Source organism: Maritalea mobilis (assembly GCF_004363175.1).
Classification (GTDB): Bacteria; Pseudomonadota; Alphaproteobacteria; order Rhizobiales; family Devosiaceae; genus Maritalea; species Maritalea mobilis.
The window spans coordinates 541,994-557,610 of record NZ_SNYR01000001.1 but is presented as its reverse complement, the minus strand read 5'-3'; the positions used below and the strand labels follow the sequence as shown (position 1 = coordinate 557,610).

The 15,617-nt window shown below is 51.2% G+C and carries 15 protein-coding genes; 2 read left to right on the top strand and 13 right to left on the bottom strand.

The window, feature by feature from the left end; all coding sequences use genetic code 11:
* From ATL17_RS02460 to ATL17_RS02435, 6 genes are all read right to left on the bottom strand, one after another.
* Window positions 1–1,143, bottom strand: coding sequence for a sterol desaturase family protein (locus ATL17_RS02460; protein WP_133571186.1), 1,143 nt, complete (start codon window positions 1,141–1,143; stop codon window positions 1–3).
* A gap of 87 nt (window positions 1,144–1,230) precedes the next feature.
* A complete protein-coding gene (locus ATL17_RS02455; RefSeq protein WP_133571185.1) occupies window positions 1,231–2,373 on the bottom strand; it encodes a GNAT family N-acetyltransferase in 1,143 nt (380 codons plus the stop codon).
* 15 nt (window positions 2,374–2,388) lie between these two features.
* On the bottom strand, window positions 2,389–3,150 hold the full coding sequence (locus tag ATL17_RS02450) for a glycerophosphodiester phosphodiesterase family protein (protein ID WP_133571184.1): 762 nt from the start codon (window positions 3,148–3,150) through the stop codon (window positions 2,389–2,391).
* Window positions 3,151–3,154: 4 nt separating this feature from the next.
* Window positions 3,155–3,619, bottom strand: coding sequence for a RidA family protein (locus ATL17_RS02445; RefSeq protein WP_133571183.1), 465 nt, complete (start codon window positions 3,617–3,619; stop codon window positions 3,155–3,157).
* On the bottom strand, window positions 3,606–4,949 hold the full coding sequence (locus tag ATL17_RS02440; protein ID WP_133571182.1) for a DNA polymerase IV: 1,344 nt from the start codon (window positions 4,947–4,949) through the stop codon (window positions 3,606–3,608). The genes ATL17_RS02445 and ATL17_RS02440 overlap by 14 nt, the downstream gene beginning before the upstream one ends.
* Window positions 4,933–5,205, bottom strand: a complete 273-nt coding sequence (locus ATL17_RS02435) for a DUF3572 family protein (protein WP_133571181.1) — start codon at window positions 5,203–5,205, stop codon at window positions 4,933–4,935. Before ATL17_RS02435 ends, ATL17_RS02440 begins: the two co-directional genes overlap by 17 nt.
* Window positions 5,206–5,298: 93 nt before the next feature.
* On the opposite strand from ATL17_RS02435, the gene ATL17_RS02430 reads away from it, so the two are divergent.
* Together ATL17_RS02430 and ATL17_RS02425 are read left to right on the top strand one after the other, a co-directional pair.
* On the top strand, window positions 5,299–5,673 hold the full coding sequence (locus ATL17_RS02430; protein WP_133571180.1) for a response regulator: 375 nt from the start codon (window positions 5,299–5,301) through the stop codon (window positions 5,671–5,673).
* A gap of 41 nt (window positions 5,674–5,714) precedes the next feature.
* Window positions 5,715–7,085 carry a PleD family two-component system response regulator gene (locus tag ATL17_RS02425; protein ID WP_133571179.1) on the top strand — a complete coding sequence of 457 codons (1,371 nt, stop codon included), beginning with the start codon at window positions 5,715–5,717 and terminating at the stop codon, window positions 7,083–7,085.
* A 348-nt stretch (window positions 7,086–7,433) separates the two neighbouring features.
* Here ATL17_RS02425 and rpmG read toward each other — a convergent pair whose 3' ends face one another.
* The 7 genes from rpmG to plsY form a co-directional block, all read right to left on the bottom strand.
* On the bottom strand, window positions 7,434–7,601 hold the full coding sequence (gene rpmG / locus ATL17_RS02420) for a 50S ribosomal protein L33 (protein ID WP_133571178.1): 168 nt from the start codon (window positions 7,599–7,601) through the stop codon (window positions 7,434–7,436).
* Window positions 7,602–7,725: 124 nt separating this feature from the next.
* On the bottom strand, window positions 7,726–8,253 hold the full coding sequence (locus ATL17_RS02415) for a GNAT family N-acetyltransferase (RefSeq protein ID WP_208111102.1): 528 nt from the start codon (window positions 8,251–8,253) through the stop codon (window positions 7,726–7,728).
* A gap of 173 nt (window positions 8,254–8,426) precedes the next feature.
* The gene (locus ATL17_RS02410) at window positions 8,427–8,843 is read right to left on the bottom strand and encodes a DUF983 domain-containing protein (protein ID WP_208111101.1); all 417 of its coding nucleotides are present in this window, start codon (window positions 8,841–8,843) and stop codon (window positions 8,427–8,429) included.
* The gene (gene rnr, locus ATL17_RS02405; protein WP_133571177.1) at window positions 8,840–11,158 is read right to left on the bottom strand and encodes a ribonuclease R; all 2,319 of its coding nucleotides are present in this window, start codon (window positions 11,156–11,158) and stop codon (window positions 8,840–8,842) included. Before rnr ends, ATL17_RS02410 begins: the two co-directional genes overlap by 4 nt.
* Window positions 11,159–11,167: 9 nt before the next feature.
* Window positions 11,168–13,708, bottom strand: a complete 2,541-nt coding sequence (topA, locus tag ATL17_RS02400; RefSeq protein ID WP_133571176.1) for a type I DNA topoisomerase — start codon at window positions 13,706–13,708, stop codon at window positions 11,168–11,170.
* Window positions 13,709–13,835: 127 nt separating this feature from the next.
* Window positions 13,836–14,954, bottom strand: coding sequence for a DNA-processing protein DprA (dprA, locus tag ATL17_RS02395; RefSeq protein ID WP_133571175.1), 1,119 nt, complete (start codon window positions 14,952–14,954; stop codon window positions 13,836–13,838).
* A 24-nt stretch (window positions 14,955–14,978) separates the two neighbouring features.
* Window positions 14,979–15,590: a glycerol-3-phosphate 1-O-acyltransferase PlsY gene (gene plsY / locus ATL17_RS02390; protein WP_133571174.1), complete on the bottom strand. Its 612-nt coding sequence runs from the start codon at window positions 15,588–15,590 to the stop codon at window positions 14,979–14,981.
* Window positions 15,591–15,617: the final 27 nt, after the last annotated feature.

Sequence of the window (15,617 nt, the reverse complement as noted above, 5' to 3'; positions counted from 1 at the left end):
TCAGGCACTCTTATTGCTGATGATGGGTGCTTTGCGCACGGATTTTGGCCAAGGTATAAACCGAAAACGGATATAATTCCACACCGCCAACGTTGTGTAAGTGACAGGAACATAAGTGAAGCCGCGCTTGATCAGGAAGAGTGAAAGAGCGGCCGCTACATCGGCTGACATAAGGCCTTTGCCCATGCGTGAAGTGAACGCGGCAGGCACAATATGGCGATAGGTGAGGTCTGGGCTGGTGTAAAATTCGCGGGCACGTGCCGCAAATGCACGTTTTGATGCTGCATATGGTTTAAGCGCTTCAATGCCCATGTCGCCATGTAATTCGATTTCTGAGCCAACTGCCCAAATTTCTGGTGGGGTGAGGCGGTCTTTGCCGATCACTCGGAATTTTTCGATCAGATCAACAAAGCTGGTGTAATTCGCCGTCCAGCATTCGTCGGTTTTTGCGCCGTGCGCCAACACCAGCACATCTGCCTTTTGCAGCTTTTCGCCAAGGCGATCATAGTGATCGATCTCGTAATCTTCACCAAACTTTGCCGTTTCTATAATCGCGCCTAGCTTTTCCAGCCGCTGGGTGAGGGCTTGACCATAGGCGCCAGAAGCCCCTGTGACCAAAAAGCGGCGCCCCTTAATTGGGCAGTTGGTGCCAAACAACACGTCAAAAAGACTGAGGAATGAAGAGAAGAACTGGTGTGGATGCACATGGTGCAGGGCGTGATAAGTTGGGGTGACAAAAACAAATCCGCGCTGACCGTTCAAGCGGTCCATATCTGTGTGGTTGATGTCGCGGCCATTGTCTTTAACGCGCAGCGCAAACAGGCCTGTGTGAATCAAGGCCACAAAGAGCACCGCAATCCAATCGAACCACATCACAAAAACCATTGTGCCGAGAATTGAGACGATAAACTCGGGCACCAAATGGCACCACAAATTGGCTTTGGCCCAGCTTGGGTTCACCTTCATTTCTTTGTCGAGAAATTTATGGTGCACATCGTGCCAGCGCGAAAACTCGCGGAGCAGGGCGAAGCGAGAATTTTCCCATTTGTGCAGAAAGAAGTGCAAAATATCGAATAAAAGGGTGGAGGCTGTGAAAACCAGCGCTGCCTGAAAAATAAGTCCAAGAAAATAAACTAAATTCATTTTGTGCCCCGAGCTGCTTGTCACAAAAATGTTATCATGCCGAAGAATGTGGCAAACTTAGGTTATATCACAAGTGAAGCTTTGCGCTTAGCCTTTCTTGAACGGCGTCACTTCTTTCAACAGCTCTTGGTCCTTAGCCACATAGCGGCGCTCTTCATCCAGATAATCCTTCACCGCCTCGCGGAAATTCGGATTGGCGATAAAGTGGGCAGATCTTGTGGTCACCGGTTCATAACCGCGGGCAATTTTATGTTCGCCTTGGGCGCCAGCCTCAACCGTGGCCAGCTTGTTTTCGATGGCGAAATCAATGGCTTGATAATAACAAAGCTCAAAGTGCAAATTTGGAATGTGCTGGTTGCAGCCCCAGTAGCGACCAAACAAAGTGTCTTGCCCAACTAGGTTAAGGGTGCCCGCTACATATTCGGTGCCATTATGGGCGAGCATCAACACGATTCTATCGCCCATGCTTTCACCAATCAGCGAGAAGAAATTGCGATTGAGATAGGGGCGACCCCATTTGCGGCTGCCTGTATCCATATAAAAGGCAAAAAACGCGTCCCAATGATGTTCTTGAATGTCGCTGCCGCTCAGCCATTCAATGCGCAGATTATGATCGGCAACGGTGCGCCGTTCTTTTTTGATGGCTTTGCGCTTACGTGACGCCAATTGCGCCAAGAAATCATCAAAGTGTTCATAGCCCTGATTGTGCCAATGATATTGCCGATCATGGCGTTCAAGCCATTGGTGGGATTGAAATAATTCCACCTCATCATCGCCAAGAAAAGTGGCATGGGCAGAAGAAAGATTGAGTTGTTCGCAGGCGCGTTCCAGCCCGTCGATCAGGATGGATTTTACGTCTAATTCTGCCTCGGGCTTCGTGAGTAGTTTGGGCGCGCTGGCTGGGGTGAAGGGAATCGAAATTTGTAATTTCGGATAGTAACTGCCGCCAGCACGTTCAAAGGCGTCGGCCCAGGCGTGATCGAATACATATTCGCCTTGCGAATGGCCTTTGAGATAGGCAGGCGTCACGCCCAGAATTTCGCCAGTTTCTGTTTCGACGCTAAGGTGCTGAGGCTGCCAACCCGTATGTGCAGCCACGCAGCCGCTTTCCTCCAAAGCAGACAAAAAGGCGTAGGAATTGAAAGGGTTGTCTGGCCCTGCCAATTGGTCCCACGCCTCAGCGCCTATTTCGGCGATGCGTGCATTGGTTTTCAGCACAATTGAACTCAATTGACGCTTTGCTCCTTATGCGGCTGCTTTCGCTGGTGCGCCGGTTACCGGGTTGATGCTTTCAAACACAATTTGATCAGCACCAGCTTTTGCTTTTTCTAAGCGCTCGGCGCTGTTGATTGTCCAGCTCATCACCTTTCGGCCTGTGGCGCGATAGGCGCGAACAGCTGGCAAGTCCAAGCTGTTGGCATCGCAGGAGAGAAAGTCCGGGCGTGATAAAGGCAAATGCAACAAATGCCGCAGCACAAAGCCGGTCCAAGCCGTTCCACCATGTGGTGTTTCCCGCTCCAAAACAATTCCCTTTGGCCATTTATCTCTTAAACGGTGCAATTGGTGGATCAGATCAGGGTCAAAGCTCTTAAAGCACAGCACGCCCAGATAATCTTTCGCCGCTTCATGGGCCGCACGTGCCAGTGCTGCGTTGCGTTGGCCTTGGCTTTTTAATTCAACCACCAGCGGCACGCGTCCATCCACATAATCCAGCATTTGTGTGAAGGACATAATGCGGTCCTCATCAGCACTGTTTTTTAGCGGAATATGGCAAGCTTGGCCCATGCTGATGTCCGCAACCATTCCCTTTTGCTCGGTCAAGCGGCTCAGCTTTTCATCATGAAAAACAATTGCTTGTTCGTCGCCAGTGAGTTGAAGATCACATTCGATTGCATAACGATTGGCAATGGCCGACGTAAAGGCGGCTTTAGAGTTTTCAATGATGCCATTTTTGACATCATGAAGGCCCCGATGTGCAATCGGCTGTGCGAAAATTTGTTTGAGCATTTGATTAGGACGCGATTTCGATAATGGCTTCGATTTCTACGCACGCTCCCAATGGTAGCGAAGGTACGCCAACTGCTGCGCGTGCATGGCGGCCTTTTTCGCCGAACAGATCACCAATCAAATTGGAAGCGCCGTTGGCCACCAAATGTTGATCTGTGAATTCTGGCGTGCTGGCCACAAAAATCGACAATTTTACAAACTGTGCAATATCTTCCAGCGGCACATTCGCGGCAGATTTGATTTGGCCCAGAATGTTCAAGGCGCAAATCTGAGCGGCGTTTTGACCTTGTTCTACGCTGATATCGTCGCCAAGGCGGCCCGTTATCAACCCTTCTTCATTCAGGGGCAGTTGCCCTGAAATATAAAGCGTGTTGCCACTGCGTTTAACGGGCAAATAGCTGGCCAATGGTGCTTTCGGCGCGGGTAGGCTATGACCCATTTCCTGCAATTTTTGTTCAATGGCGCTCATCGGACTTGTCCTTTTGCGAATCTTGTTTGCGTTGTTCTTTTTCATATTTGGCGCGCATCATGCGCCCACGCAATAGGGCGTCGTCGCCAAATTTTTCTCGTATCTTATCCATGGCCCGTTCAGCCTTGGCTTTGCGGGCCACATTGGGGTCTAAAAGATCGTGCGGGTCTTCTGTGCTGGTGGGCGCTGCCAGCCCGGAAACGCCAATACCCAGCAGACGAAATGCAGTCATGCCAACTTCTTTTTTCAAGAGCGACATGCCCATTTCGAAAATAACATGAGCAAGCTGAGTTGGTTCAATCAATTGGCGAGAGCGGGTGCGGGTGGCAAAGCCTGCGGTTTTTAGTTTCAACGTCACCGTGTCACCTGCCAAATTGCTCTTTTTCAGCCGAGCTGAAACTTTCTCGCTTAGTTTAAGCAATATGTTAGAAAGTTCGTCAAAGTCTGTGATATCTTTGAAAAAAGTTGTTTCATTTGAAACAGATTTAACGCCGCGCGTGGATTTGATTTTCCGCTTATCTTCGCCTTGCGACAGATAAAAGAGTCGGGCACCGATTTCGCCATATCGGCCTGCCAGATCTTTTAGGCCCATTTCTTGTAACTGTCCAATATGGGTGATGCCGTCACTCTCAAGCCGTTGGCCGAATTTTTTGCCAATACCGTAAATCACCGTAACTTTTTGCTTAGCGAGGAAATCCCGGGTTTCCTCTTTGCCAATAAGCGCCAAGCCGCGTGGTTTATCGATTTCTGACGCAATTTTTGCGAGAAACTTATTGTGCGACAGCCCGATTGAAATGGTCACGCCAATATCGCGTTCAACATCGTTGGCCAATTGAGTGAGCACTTCAATTGGTGCCGCCTTGTGCAGCAATTGGGTGCCGGAGAGGTCCAGAAAAGCTTCGTCAATGCTCAGCGGTTCCACAAGGGGCGTAAGCGCTTGAAACTTAGCTTTGATCTCCTTGCTCACCGCGACATATTTGGCCATGTTTGGCGGCATGAAAACAGCGTTGGGGCACAGGCGTTTGGCTTGGAAAATGGGCATTGCTGAGCGCACGCCGCTCATGCGTGCGATATAGCAACAGGTTGATACTACGCCACGTTCTCGCCCGCCGACGATAAGTGGTTTGTCTAAAAGCTCAGGATTATCGCGTTTTTCCACCGCCGCGTAAAAGCTGTCACAATCCACATGGGCGATGTCCAGCTCCAACAGTTCGGGATGGCTGATGATGCGCACGGATCGGCATTTGGGGCATCGTGAGATATTGCGCTCTTGCTCCAAATATCCGCAATCGCGGCATATTGTTGGGGTCACCTTATCCTTCATGGCCATTCAATGTGTAAAAGGCGCGCATCACCTCTTCAGGTGTTAGTCGCGCATTGGCGCACATGGATAAAAGGGCAGATTCATTTTGTGCAAAGAAGTCCACCAAGCCAGCGGCGAGGGTGGTTGGATCGGCGCTGCGCATATCGTCTGGCGAGGTGCCTGTTTCTGTCATGAAATGCGCTAAAAGTTCAGGTTCTGCAATAAGATGGTTCAAGCACGCATCGGCGATATATTGGATTTTTTCGGGGCTAGATTTCATCATGATGCGGCTTTCATTACGTCTTTCGTAAGGTTTTCTTGTTATACGCTTTTATCAAGGAAGGGCAAAAGCGTTTCGCAAAGATTTGGGGACTTTATGGCAAAGACGGTAATGATCGTTGAGGATAACGAGCTGAATATGAAGCTTTTCAACGATTTGTTGGAGTCGCGTGGCTATCGCACGATCCAGACCCGCAACGGGATGGAAGCGTTGGATTTAGCCAAGGCGCACCATCCAGATTTGATTTTGATGGACATCCAATTACCGGAGGTTTCAGGCCTTGTGGTGACCAAGTGGATCAAGGAAGACGAGGCTTTGCGCTCAATTCCTGTGATCGCGGTGACCGCATTTGCGATGAAAGGTGATGAAGAGCGTATTTTGGAAGGGGGATGTGAAGGCTACATTTCCAAACCAATTTCATTACCCCATTTTCTGGAGACGATTGAGAGTTTTATTGGGCCAGGCAAATAGTTGCGCACCCAATGTGAGTAGGTGAGTACGGGACGAGTATTATGACCGCACGTGTATTGGTGGTAGATGACATTCCAACAAACATCAAATTGTTGGCCGCACGTTTAACGGCTGAATATTTTGATGTGCTGGAAGCAACAAGTGGGCGTGACGCCATTGAGATTTGCAACCAGGGCGAGGTTGATATCGTTCTGCTCGATGTGATGATGCCAGAAATGGACGGGTTTGAAACCTGTCGCCGACTCAAGGCAAATCCAAAAACCCAGCATATTCCGATTGTGATGGTTACGGCGCTTGATCAACCTTCTGATCGCGTAAAAGGTTTGGAATCGGGCGCTGATGATTTTCTCACCAAACCTGTAGATGATGTGCAGTTGATGGCGCGGGTGAAAAGCTTGGCGCGGCTGAAAAACCTCACTGATGAGCTTCATTCGCGGGCGCTGACCGGCCAATCTATCGCGATTGAAGATATTGTGGGCATGACCCAGCGGATTGACGCAACTGGCGGCAAATTGCTGTTGGTTGAAAGCGATGCGCGCGCGGCAGAGCGGCTGCATGACGTGCTTGATCGCGAACATGATGTAATGATCCTAACTCGTCCGGAAGATGCGCCGATGGTGCTTGCCGAGCATAATTTTGAGTTGGTGATCGTTTCCATGTCCCTGCCGGATATTGATCCATTACGCGTTTGCTCGCAAATCCGCACGCTTGAGAAAACCCGCAATATGCCGATTATCTTGGTAGCTGACGGGCCGGATAAGCCGCGGGTTGTGCGCGGGCTGGAACTTGGGGTGAACGACTTCATTTTGCGCCCAGTTGAGCGCAACGAATTGGCGGCGCGCGTACGTACGCAAATTCGTCGTCATCGCTATTCTGCTGAATTGCGCAAGAACTTGTCGTCCACTGTGGCGATGGCGGTGATTGACGAGCTAACAGGGCTCTATAATCGACGTTATTTTGATCGGCATTTGGCTGTGCAATTGGAGAAATCCAAAGAGCATGAACGCAATTTGTCGCTTATGATGCTCGATATCGACTATTTCAAAGCTGTGAACGATACACACGGCCACGCGGTGGGCGACGCAGTGTTGAAAGAGTTTGCCTTGCGGTTGCAGCGCAGCATTCGTGGTGTCGATTTGGCGTCTCGTTATGGCGGCGAAGAGTTTGTCGTGATGATGCCGGATACGGATTTGAACCAAGCGCAAATCGTGGCCGAACGCGTGCGCCAATCCATTAGCAATGAAGAGTTTGAAACCGAGCTTGTTGCGCCACTCACCATCACGGTGAGCATTGGCTTGTCGATTTATGAAAATGAGCATGACACGCCAGAAGCGCTGATGAAGCGCGCTGATATTTCGCTTTACCGCGCCAAGCGGGAAGGACGCAACCGCACTGTTTACGACGCGGCATAGGCTAAAATTCTTGACGCATTTGATTTAAATTTTATGCGTTAAGACAAAGACTTAACCTTAATTAGGGGCGTTAAGGTTAAGTCTTTAAGTTAATCTAGTCTTTATATTCCATTTTTGTAAAATTTGCTTGGAAAACCGGGCTGTGCATCGTATTTGCGAAGGGCACCATTCATCTGATGAGTGGTTTGCCTCGCAGATAATTGCTCAGGTCCGCCGCAACTTCCTGGGATCCTGCGAGGGGGCAGTTCCGGCTCGGTTTAAGAGTGGCCTCTTCTGGCCGAGCTGGATCGCCCAACAAAAAACCCGCCTTTTCAGGCGGGTTTTTGTTTTTCAGAACTTCAAATCAATTTACTTGATTTTTGATTCCTTGAATTCAACGTGCTTGCGCACAACCGGATCGTACTTTTTCAAAGTCAGTTTCTCAGTCATTGTGCGTGAATTTTTCTTGGCTACATAGAAGTAACCTGTATCAGCTGTTGAAACCAGCTTGATTTTTACAGTGTTGGACTTGGCCATGCCTACATTCCCAAATTAAAAGGCCACGCAAACATGCGCGGCGATCTGTCATCGTTCCGTTGGCCGCAAACTATGCATTTCCGCTAAAAAGTCAAGTTCAAAGCACAATTATTTGTGTGGCCGCTCAATCCAGCCCCACGGTGCGGCTTCGTCTTTCCATCAGCATTACATCGCGCCATTTGCCTGCCATTGGTCCGTAGGTCATTTTGCCAATGGCTTTGCGCCGACCTATCGTGTCAAAGCCAAACTTGCTGTGCAGGGCAATGCTGGCTTGGTTTTGTGGGAATATATGGGCAAAAAGTGTCCAAAATCCCTTTTGCTCTGCCGCGTCGATAATTGCCTGCATCAACGCGCTGCCCACGCCTTGGCCTTGGGCCCCGCTGTCTAGATAGATCGAGATTTCGCCTACACCTGCATAAACAGCGCGCTGAGAGCTTGGCACCACTGTTGCCCAGCCCAACACATTGTCGCCGTCAGTCACAACGAGTGCGGCGCTGCGCTCGTCTAAATAGGCACGTTCAAATTCTGTCCAGCCAATCGGCGTATCGCGGAAAGAGGCATGGCCAGTATCCAAACCCATTTTATGAATGCGCATAATATCGGCAGCATCGGTAGAACCGGGGAGGCGGAAGGTTAGGTTTTGCTCGCTCATGGGTGCCCAATGAAATGTTGGCTCTGTTCAGGCTTGGCGTGTGTGACACATTCCAGCCGTTACACTAGCAATAACAGTGCAAGGTGTGCTTGCAAATGGGGAATTGAGGGCAATGTGAAATGGGAGACGCCAGCGCTCATAAAATAAGCGCTGGTGTGGAATTCAATTTAGGCCTAGCGGCCGTCAATCTCGTCAGTGTGGTTTGGATCAAACCCATGCAAATAGGTTGCCCATTGAATGGCTACCACGCCGCCTTTGATGGAAGGCAACATCGCAAGTGATGAGAGCAATGCCATGGGTACGAAGACGTAGAGATACATCATCGGTTCCCATTCATACGCCATTTCGATGTGCAGGATGGCACCCACAATGATGTGGCCGACAATCGCCATGGTGATATATGGCGGGGCATCATCTGCGCGGTGATGGTGCAAATCTTCACCGCAATTCGGGCACGTATCGTTCACTTTCAAATAGGACCGAAACAATTTGCCTTCGCCGCATTTGGGGCATTTGCACTTCATGCCGTTTTTCATGGCCGACCAAATCGATCGTTTTGGTTTGGCGGCGGTGGTCATCTCTAAACTCATTTTGCACTCCCTCTGCCGCGTCTGCGGGCAAAGCCTTTGGATTTTTTACCAAAAGAACGTTTGGGACGGCCACGACCGATTGGCTTGGTCTTTTCGCCCTTTGAAAGCATTTCAAAGCGCAAAGACCCAGCCAAAGGCTCAGCTTCCATCAACCGAACCTCAACTTGATCGCCAATGCGGAACCGTTCTCCTGTGCGTTCCCCTATCAGTGCTTGTTGCGACTCATCATGAACGAAATAGTCGGTGCCAAGCGTTGAAGCAGGTATAAAACCATCTGCGCCGGTTTTATCCAATCGGACAAATAGTCCCGCCCCAATAACGCCTGAAATTCGACCATTGAAGCGTGCGCCGAGTTGATCTGCGAGGAAGTATGCCAGCAAGCGATCACTTGTTTCGCGCTCGGCCAACATGGCGCGGCGCTCGGTCATGGAGATTTGCTCGCCAATGCCCGCCAGCTTGCTTTCCATGCCAGGCTTCAGCCCGTCATCACCAAAGCCAAGGGCGGTGATCAGGGCGCGGTGCACGATCAGATCGGCATAGCGTCGAATCGGCGAGGTGAAGTGGGCGTAGCGGCGCAAGTTCAGACCAAAATGCCCATAATTCTCATGGGTATATTCTGCCTGAGCTTGCGAGCGTAGCACCAACTCATTGACCATATGTGGGTTTTCGGTGTCTGCCGCTTGCGCCAGCACTTTATTGAAGTGCATGGGTTTCACATTTTCCCCAACGGACAAATTAATGTTGAGGCTGGCCAGCGATTCTTTCAGGCCAATCAGTTTCTGCTGTGAAGGCGCATCGTGCACACGATAAAGCAATGCAGATTTTTTTGCTTCCAGCGTTTCAGCCGCTGCCACGTTGGCCTGAATCATCATTTCTTCAATCAGGCGGTGGGCTGTCAGCCGTTCTGGCACATATACGTCCTGCACCAAGCCTTCATCATTTAGCCGAATGCGACGTTCTGGCAAATCAAGGGCGAGGGGCGAGCGCACCTTTTGCGCTTTTTCCAATGCGGCATAGGCCGCGAAAAGCGGTTTGAGGATTGGCTCCAACAAAGGCTCAGTTTTTTCGTCTGGATGGCCATCGATGGCGGTTTGCGCTTGCTGGTAGCTGAGCTTGGCCGCCGAGCGCATCAACACGCGGTGGAAGCTGTGGTTGAGCTTTTCGCCATCCTTGTCGATCTTAATGATCAGGCCCATTGCTGCGCGGTTTTCACCTTCGACCAGTGAGCACAGATTGTTGGAAATCCGCTCCGGCAGCATTGGCACAACTTGGTCGGGGAAATAGACCGAATTGCCGCGAATAAGCGCTTCTTTGTCCATGGCCGATTCTGGCCGCACATAGTTGGCGACATCGGCGATGGCGATATAAATCAAAAAGCCGCCTTCATTGGCAGGGTCGTCATCAGCTTCGGCGTAAACCGCATCATCATGGTCTTTTGCATCTGCAGGGTCGATTGTCACAATCGGCAGCTGGCGCCAATCCTCGCGACCTTCAAGTCCAGCAGCTTGCTGCGCTTCGGCTTCGTCCAAAACCGACTTTGGAAAGCGGTAGGGGATATCGTGATTGTGCAGCGCGATCAGGCTGATGGCTTTTTCGCTTTTGGGGTTACCAATAATGCTGCTCACACGAGCGCGGGGCACCATAAGGCGGCCCGAAACAAATTGTTCGACCTCAACCAAGTCGCCTTCTTTGGCATCGCCCAAATCGCCGGCATGGATTTGCATTTCCTTGCCTTTGCGGTCCACAGGCACAAGGCGTGCGCCTTTGTCTGTTTTCCGAACAATGCCGATCAAGGCCTTCTTCGGCTTGTCCAGCACCTTCATGGGGCGGGCGGTGTAAATCGGGTCTTTGTTCTCGTCGCGGTCAATACGCGCCAGCACACGGTCACCCGGTGCGGGCACCGCGCGATTTTTCTTATCGAGTGAGATCAAAACCTTTGGGCGGCTTTCCTGGTCGCCGTCCCATTTGGCGGGATAGCCGATCATATGCTCAGGATCGGCATCTAGTGGAATTTCAATCACGGTGACAGAAGGCAGTTCCGCCACGGGGTGATATTTCTTCTTGTCCCGTGTCAGCAGGCCATCTTCTTCCATCTCTTTGAGTAGAGCTTTGAAGATGATGCGGTCTTCACCGCGAATTCCAAAGGCTTTTGCTAGGTCACGCTTGCTCGCATGGTTTGGAAAGCGAACAATGTAGTCCACAACCTCTTCGCGCGTTGGCATGGTGCCATCGCGGTTTTGTTTAGCGCGGAAATTGGTTTTTTGCCGCGCCTCGGGAGATTGTTTTAGGCGTGACGTTTTATCTTTCCGAGCCATTTTAGTCCTTTACGATTTCGCAGCAGCCTTTTTCTTTGCTGGTGCTTTCTTTTTGGCGGGTGCCTTGCGTTTCTTTGCCGGTCCTTTGGCAGCTTTGGCTGCAATCAGCTCTAGCGCTTGTTCCATGGTCACTGATTGTGGATCAGTGTCTTTCGGCAGCGTCGCGTTCACCTTGCCATGATTGACATAGGGGCCATAGCGGCCATCTTTCACGGTCACTGCGCCACCATCCGGATGGTCGCCCAACTCTTTCAATGTTTGCGCCGCGCCGCGCCGTCCGCCTTTGCTGGCTTTTTCAGCCAAAACGGAAACAGCTCGGTTAAGTCCCACGCTGAACACTTCTTCAATATCGGAGAGGTTCGCATAGGTGCCATCATGCAGCACAAACGGGCCATAGCGGCCAAGGCCTGCTGTGATCATTTTGCCTGTTTCGGGATGTTCACCCACATCGCGTGGCAAGGAAATCAATTTGACTGCCTTGTCCAAATCAATGCTTTCAGGCGACCAGCCCTTTGGAAGGCCAGAACGTTTTTTCTCGCCATCCAGTTCCATCTCGAGATAGGGGCCAAAGCGGCCTTTTTTCAATTCGATGTCCACGCCATAGTCTGGGTGCTGGCCAATAACGCCAGTGCCATCCGCGCCGCCAGCTTCGCCGGTTGCGCTTTCGCCGAGTTGGCGGGTGTGGTTACACTCTGGATAGTTGGAACAGCCGATAAAGGCGCCATAGCGGCCCACTTTGAGCGACAACTGACCTGTTTCGCAATCCGGGCATTTGCGCGGATCGCTGCCATCTTCTTTTGGTGGGAAGATGTGGTCACCCAACAAAGCGTTCAGCGCATCAAGAACTTCTGAGACGCGCAGATCTTTAATCTCAGTCACATGGGCATTAAAGTCGCGCCAGAAATCATTGAGCACGGTTTTGTAGTTGATTTCGCCCGCTGAAATCCCATCGAGCTGTTCTTCCAAATTGGCGGTGAAGCCATATTCGACATAGCGTTCGAAGAAGCTTTGCAGGAAGGCCGTAACCAAGCGGCCGCGATCTTCTGGGATCAAGGCACGCTTTTCCAGCCGGATATAGTCACGGTCTTGCAAAACACCCAAGGTCGCCGCGTAAGTTGATGGGCGGCCAATGCCCAGCTCTTCCATCTTTTTGATCAAGCTCGCTTCGGTAAAGCGCGCTGGGGGCTGAGTGAAATGTTGTTCAATGTCACACTTTTTCAGCGCAGGATTGTCACCTTCGGCCAAAGGCGGCAATTCGCGGCTGTTTTCATCGTCTTTATCTGTGGTGGACACTCCATAAAGCGACATAAAGCCTGGGAATGTGGTGACAGAGCCAACCGCCCGCAATGTGATTTGGTCTTTTGCGCCGTTCAGCTCAATATCTGCTGTTGTGCGTTCCATCTCAGCGGCGCGCATTTGGCTGGCCATGGTGCGCTTCCACACCAGATCGTAAAGCTTGGCCTGATCGGCTTCCAAATTCTTTGCATCTTTGGGCGTGCGCGAAAGATCAGTTGGGCGGATCGCTTCGTGCGCTTCTTGCGCATTTTTGGCTTTAGACTGATAAATGCGCGGCTTTTCTGGCACATAATTAGCCCCGAAATCTTTTTCGATTTGGGCGCGGGTCGCATTGATCGCTTCAGGGGCGATCTGCACGCCGTCTGTACGCATATAGGTGATCAAGCCTGCTTCATATAGACGCTGCGCCACCTGCATGGTGCGCGATGGTGAAAAGCCCAAGCGGCTTGACGCATCTTGCTGCATGGTTGAGGTGGTGAACGGCGCATATGGATTGCGCTTTGTCGGCTTTTTCTCGACAGATTTAACCGTCAGGCTGCCCGCATTGATTGCATCGCGGATAGAGGCCGCTTGCTCTTCGGTCGCAATGTCCAGCTTGTCTGTCTTTTTGCCATTCAGAGCATAAAGGCGTGTTTCGAAATCTTTGCCGCCTTGATTGAGGGTGCTGATCACACTCCAATATTCTTGCGGTTTGAACTTTTCGATTTCTTCCTCACGCTCGCAAACCAAGCGCAGGGCAACCGATTGCACACGGCCAGCCGAGCGAGAGCCGGGCAGCTTACGCCACAAAACGGGCGACAGGGTGAAGCCCACCAAATAGTCAAGTGCACGGCGTGCCAAATAGGCATCCACCAACGGCGTGTCCAATTCGCGCGGCTTTTGCATCGCGTCCAAAATCGCTTTTTTGGTGATGGCGTTGAATACAACGCGGCTGACCTTTTTGTCTTTCAACGCTTTTTTCTGTTTCAGCACTTCCAAAACGTGCCACGAAATGGCTTCACCTTCGCGGTCAGGGTCAGTTGCGAGAATCAGTTCATCTGCGGCCTTAGTGGCCTTGGTGATTTCGGTGAGACGTTTTTTTGACGCCGCGTCGACTTCCCATTTCATGGCAAAATCGTCGTCAGGATCAACTGACCCATCTTTAGATGGCAGGTCGCGCACGTGGCCGAACGAGGCCAAAACCTCATAGTCTTTGCCCAGATATTTATTGATGGTTTTTGCTTTTGCAGGGCTTTCGACGATCACCAGCTTCATTCAATTGGTCCTTAAGATCCTAACGTCAAATCGGCGGCAACATGGTCTTGCTTTGGTCCAATTGTCAATGACCAAACAAAAAGTGCCGCTTTGTTTATTCGCAATATTGGGCGCTTTGGATCAGTTTTTAAGGGCGCAATGCCACCAATTGTCCTGCTGATCGTTCTAAGCGCCCGGCAATTTCTAAATCCAATAACACAGTCGAGACGATGGCGACGGGTAGGTCCGTATGTCGCACTATATCATCAATTGGTGTTGGTGTTGTGCTCAACGCATTGAGCACTGTTTCGGTTGCATTGGCGGGTTGTGGGTTGGGGGTGAATGTTTGGTCAAACTCATCTTCTTGCAAAAAGCTTTGCTGGCTCAGCTTGGGCATTTGCTGCATTTCTTGCAAAATATCGTCGGCATGACGCACCAGAACGGCTCCCTCTCGGATCAGCTTGTTGCCGCCTTCGGCGCGTGGGTCCAGTGGAAACCCGGGCAGGGCCATCACTTCCCGGTTTTGCTCCAATGCCATACGTGCCGTAATCAACGAGCCTGAGCGAATGGCTGCTTCAATCACCACAATGCCCAAGGATAGGCCCGACACAATTCGATTGCGCCGTGGAAAGTCTTGCGCTCTTGGCACACTGCCAAATGCGCGTTCAGACACTAAAATGCCTTTATGCCGCAAAATATCTCGGGCCAACTCAATATTGCTCTCCGGGTAGATATGATCGATGCCACCTGCGAAAACCGCTATTGTGCCCGTTTTAAGCGCGGCGTGATGCGCAGCGGCATCAATTCCTTTTGCAAGGCCGGAGGCGATCACATAGCCTGCTTCGCCCAACTGTTGGGCAATCTGCTGGGTCATTCGTGTGCCTGCAGCGCTGGCATTGCGCGCACCCACCACGCCGATGGTTGGTGCGGTGAAATGCGCTGGATTGCCCAAAATGGTCAATAGCGGCGGTGCGTCACTGATTTGCTTAAGTGGTTCGGGGTAGGCAGGATCAATAAGGGTGATGAATTTCGCACCGAATTTATGGGTGCGTTCAATTTCATCTTCAATTTGATCGGGGGGCGCTAGCCTTATGGCGCGTTTAGTGTTTGCGCCTTTTATCAGGTCAGGAAGTGCATCCAGTGCGTTACCGGCGGAGCCAAACCGGTTGATAAGCCGCTTAAACATGGCAGGGCCGACATTGTCGGACCGGATTAGGCGCAGCCAGTCAAATAATTGCTGATCATTGGTGGTGGCGTTTCTATCCATCAACGCCACCAGATGAGGTGAGGACTAGCCTTCGCTTTTGGCGGCCTTTTCGCCACCAATTTTGGTTTCTGTGCCATCGAGTAATCTTAAAATATTGTCTTTATGTCGGTAGTAAAGAATAAGCGAGAGTATGGCACAAGTGGCGCTTAAGGCAACGCCAGACCAAATATAGGCAAAAACCGGGCTTGCAGCCGCAGCAGTTAGGGCTGCTAAGGATGAGTAGCGACGCAGCAAGGCAACAATCAGCCAAGTGGCGCAAAACAAAAGGCAAACGATCCAGTTGAGCGCCAGCAAGGTGCCAATATAGGTGGCAACGCCTTTGCCGCCTTTGAAGCCAAGCCAAACGGGCCACACATGGCCAGCAAATGCCGCGACACCAGCAACCAAGGCTGCTTGTTCGCCAAGGAAATAGCTGGCCAGGAGTACGGCCAATCCGCCTTTGCCAGCATCACCAATAAGAGTGAGGACAGCCAAGTCTTTGCGGCCAGTGCGCAACACATTGGTCGCGCCAATATTGCCGGAGCCAATATTGCGAATGTCGCCAAGCCCGGCAATTTTGGTCAGCACCAAACCAAATGGAATTGACCCAAGCAGATAGCCCGCCACTGCGGCCAAGATCAGATTTACATAGTCCATATTGGTTTCACTCTATTTGTTGTCGCG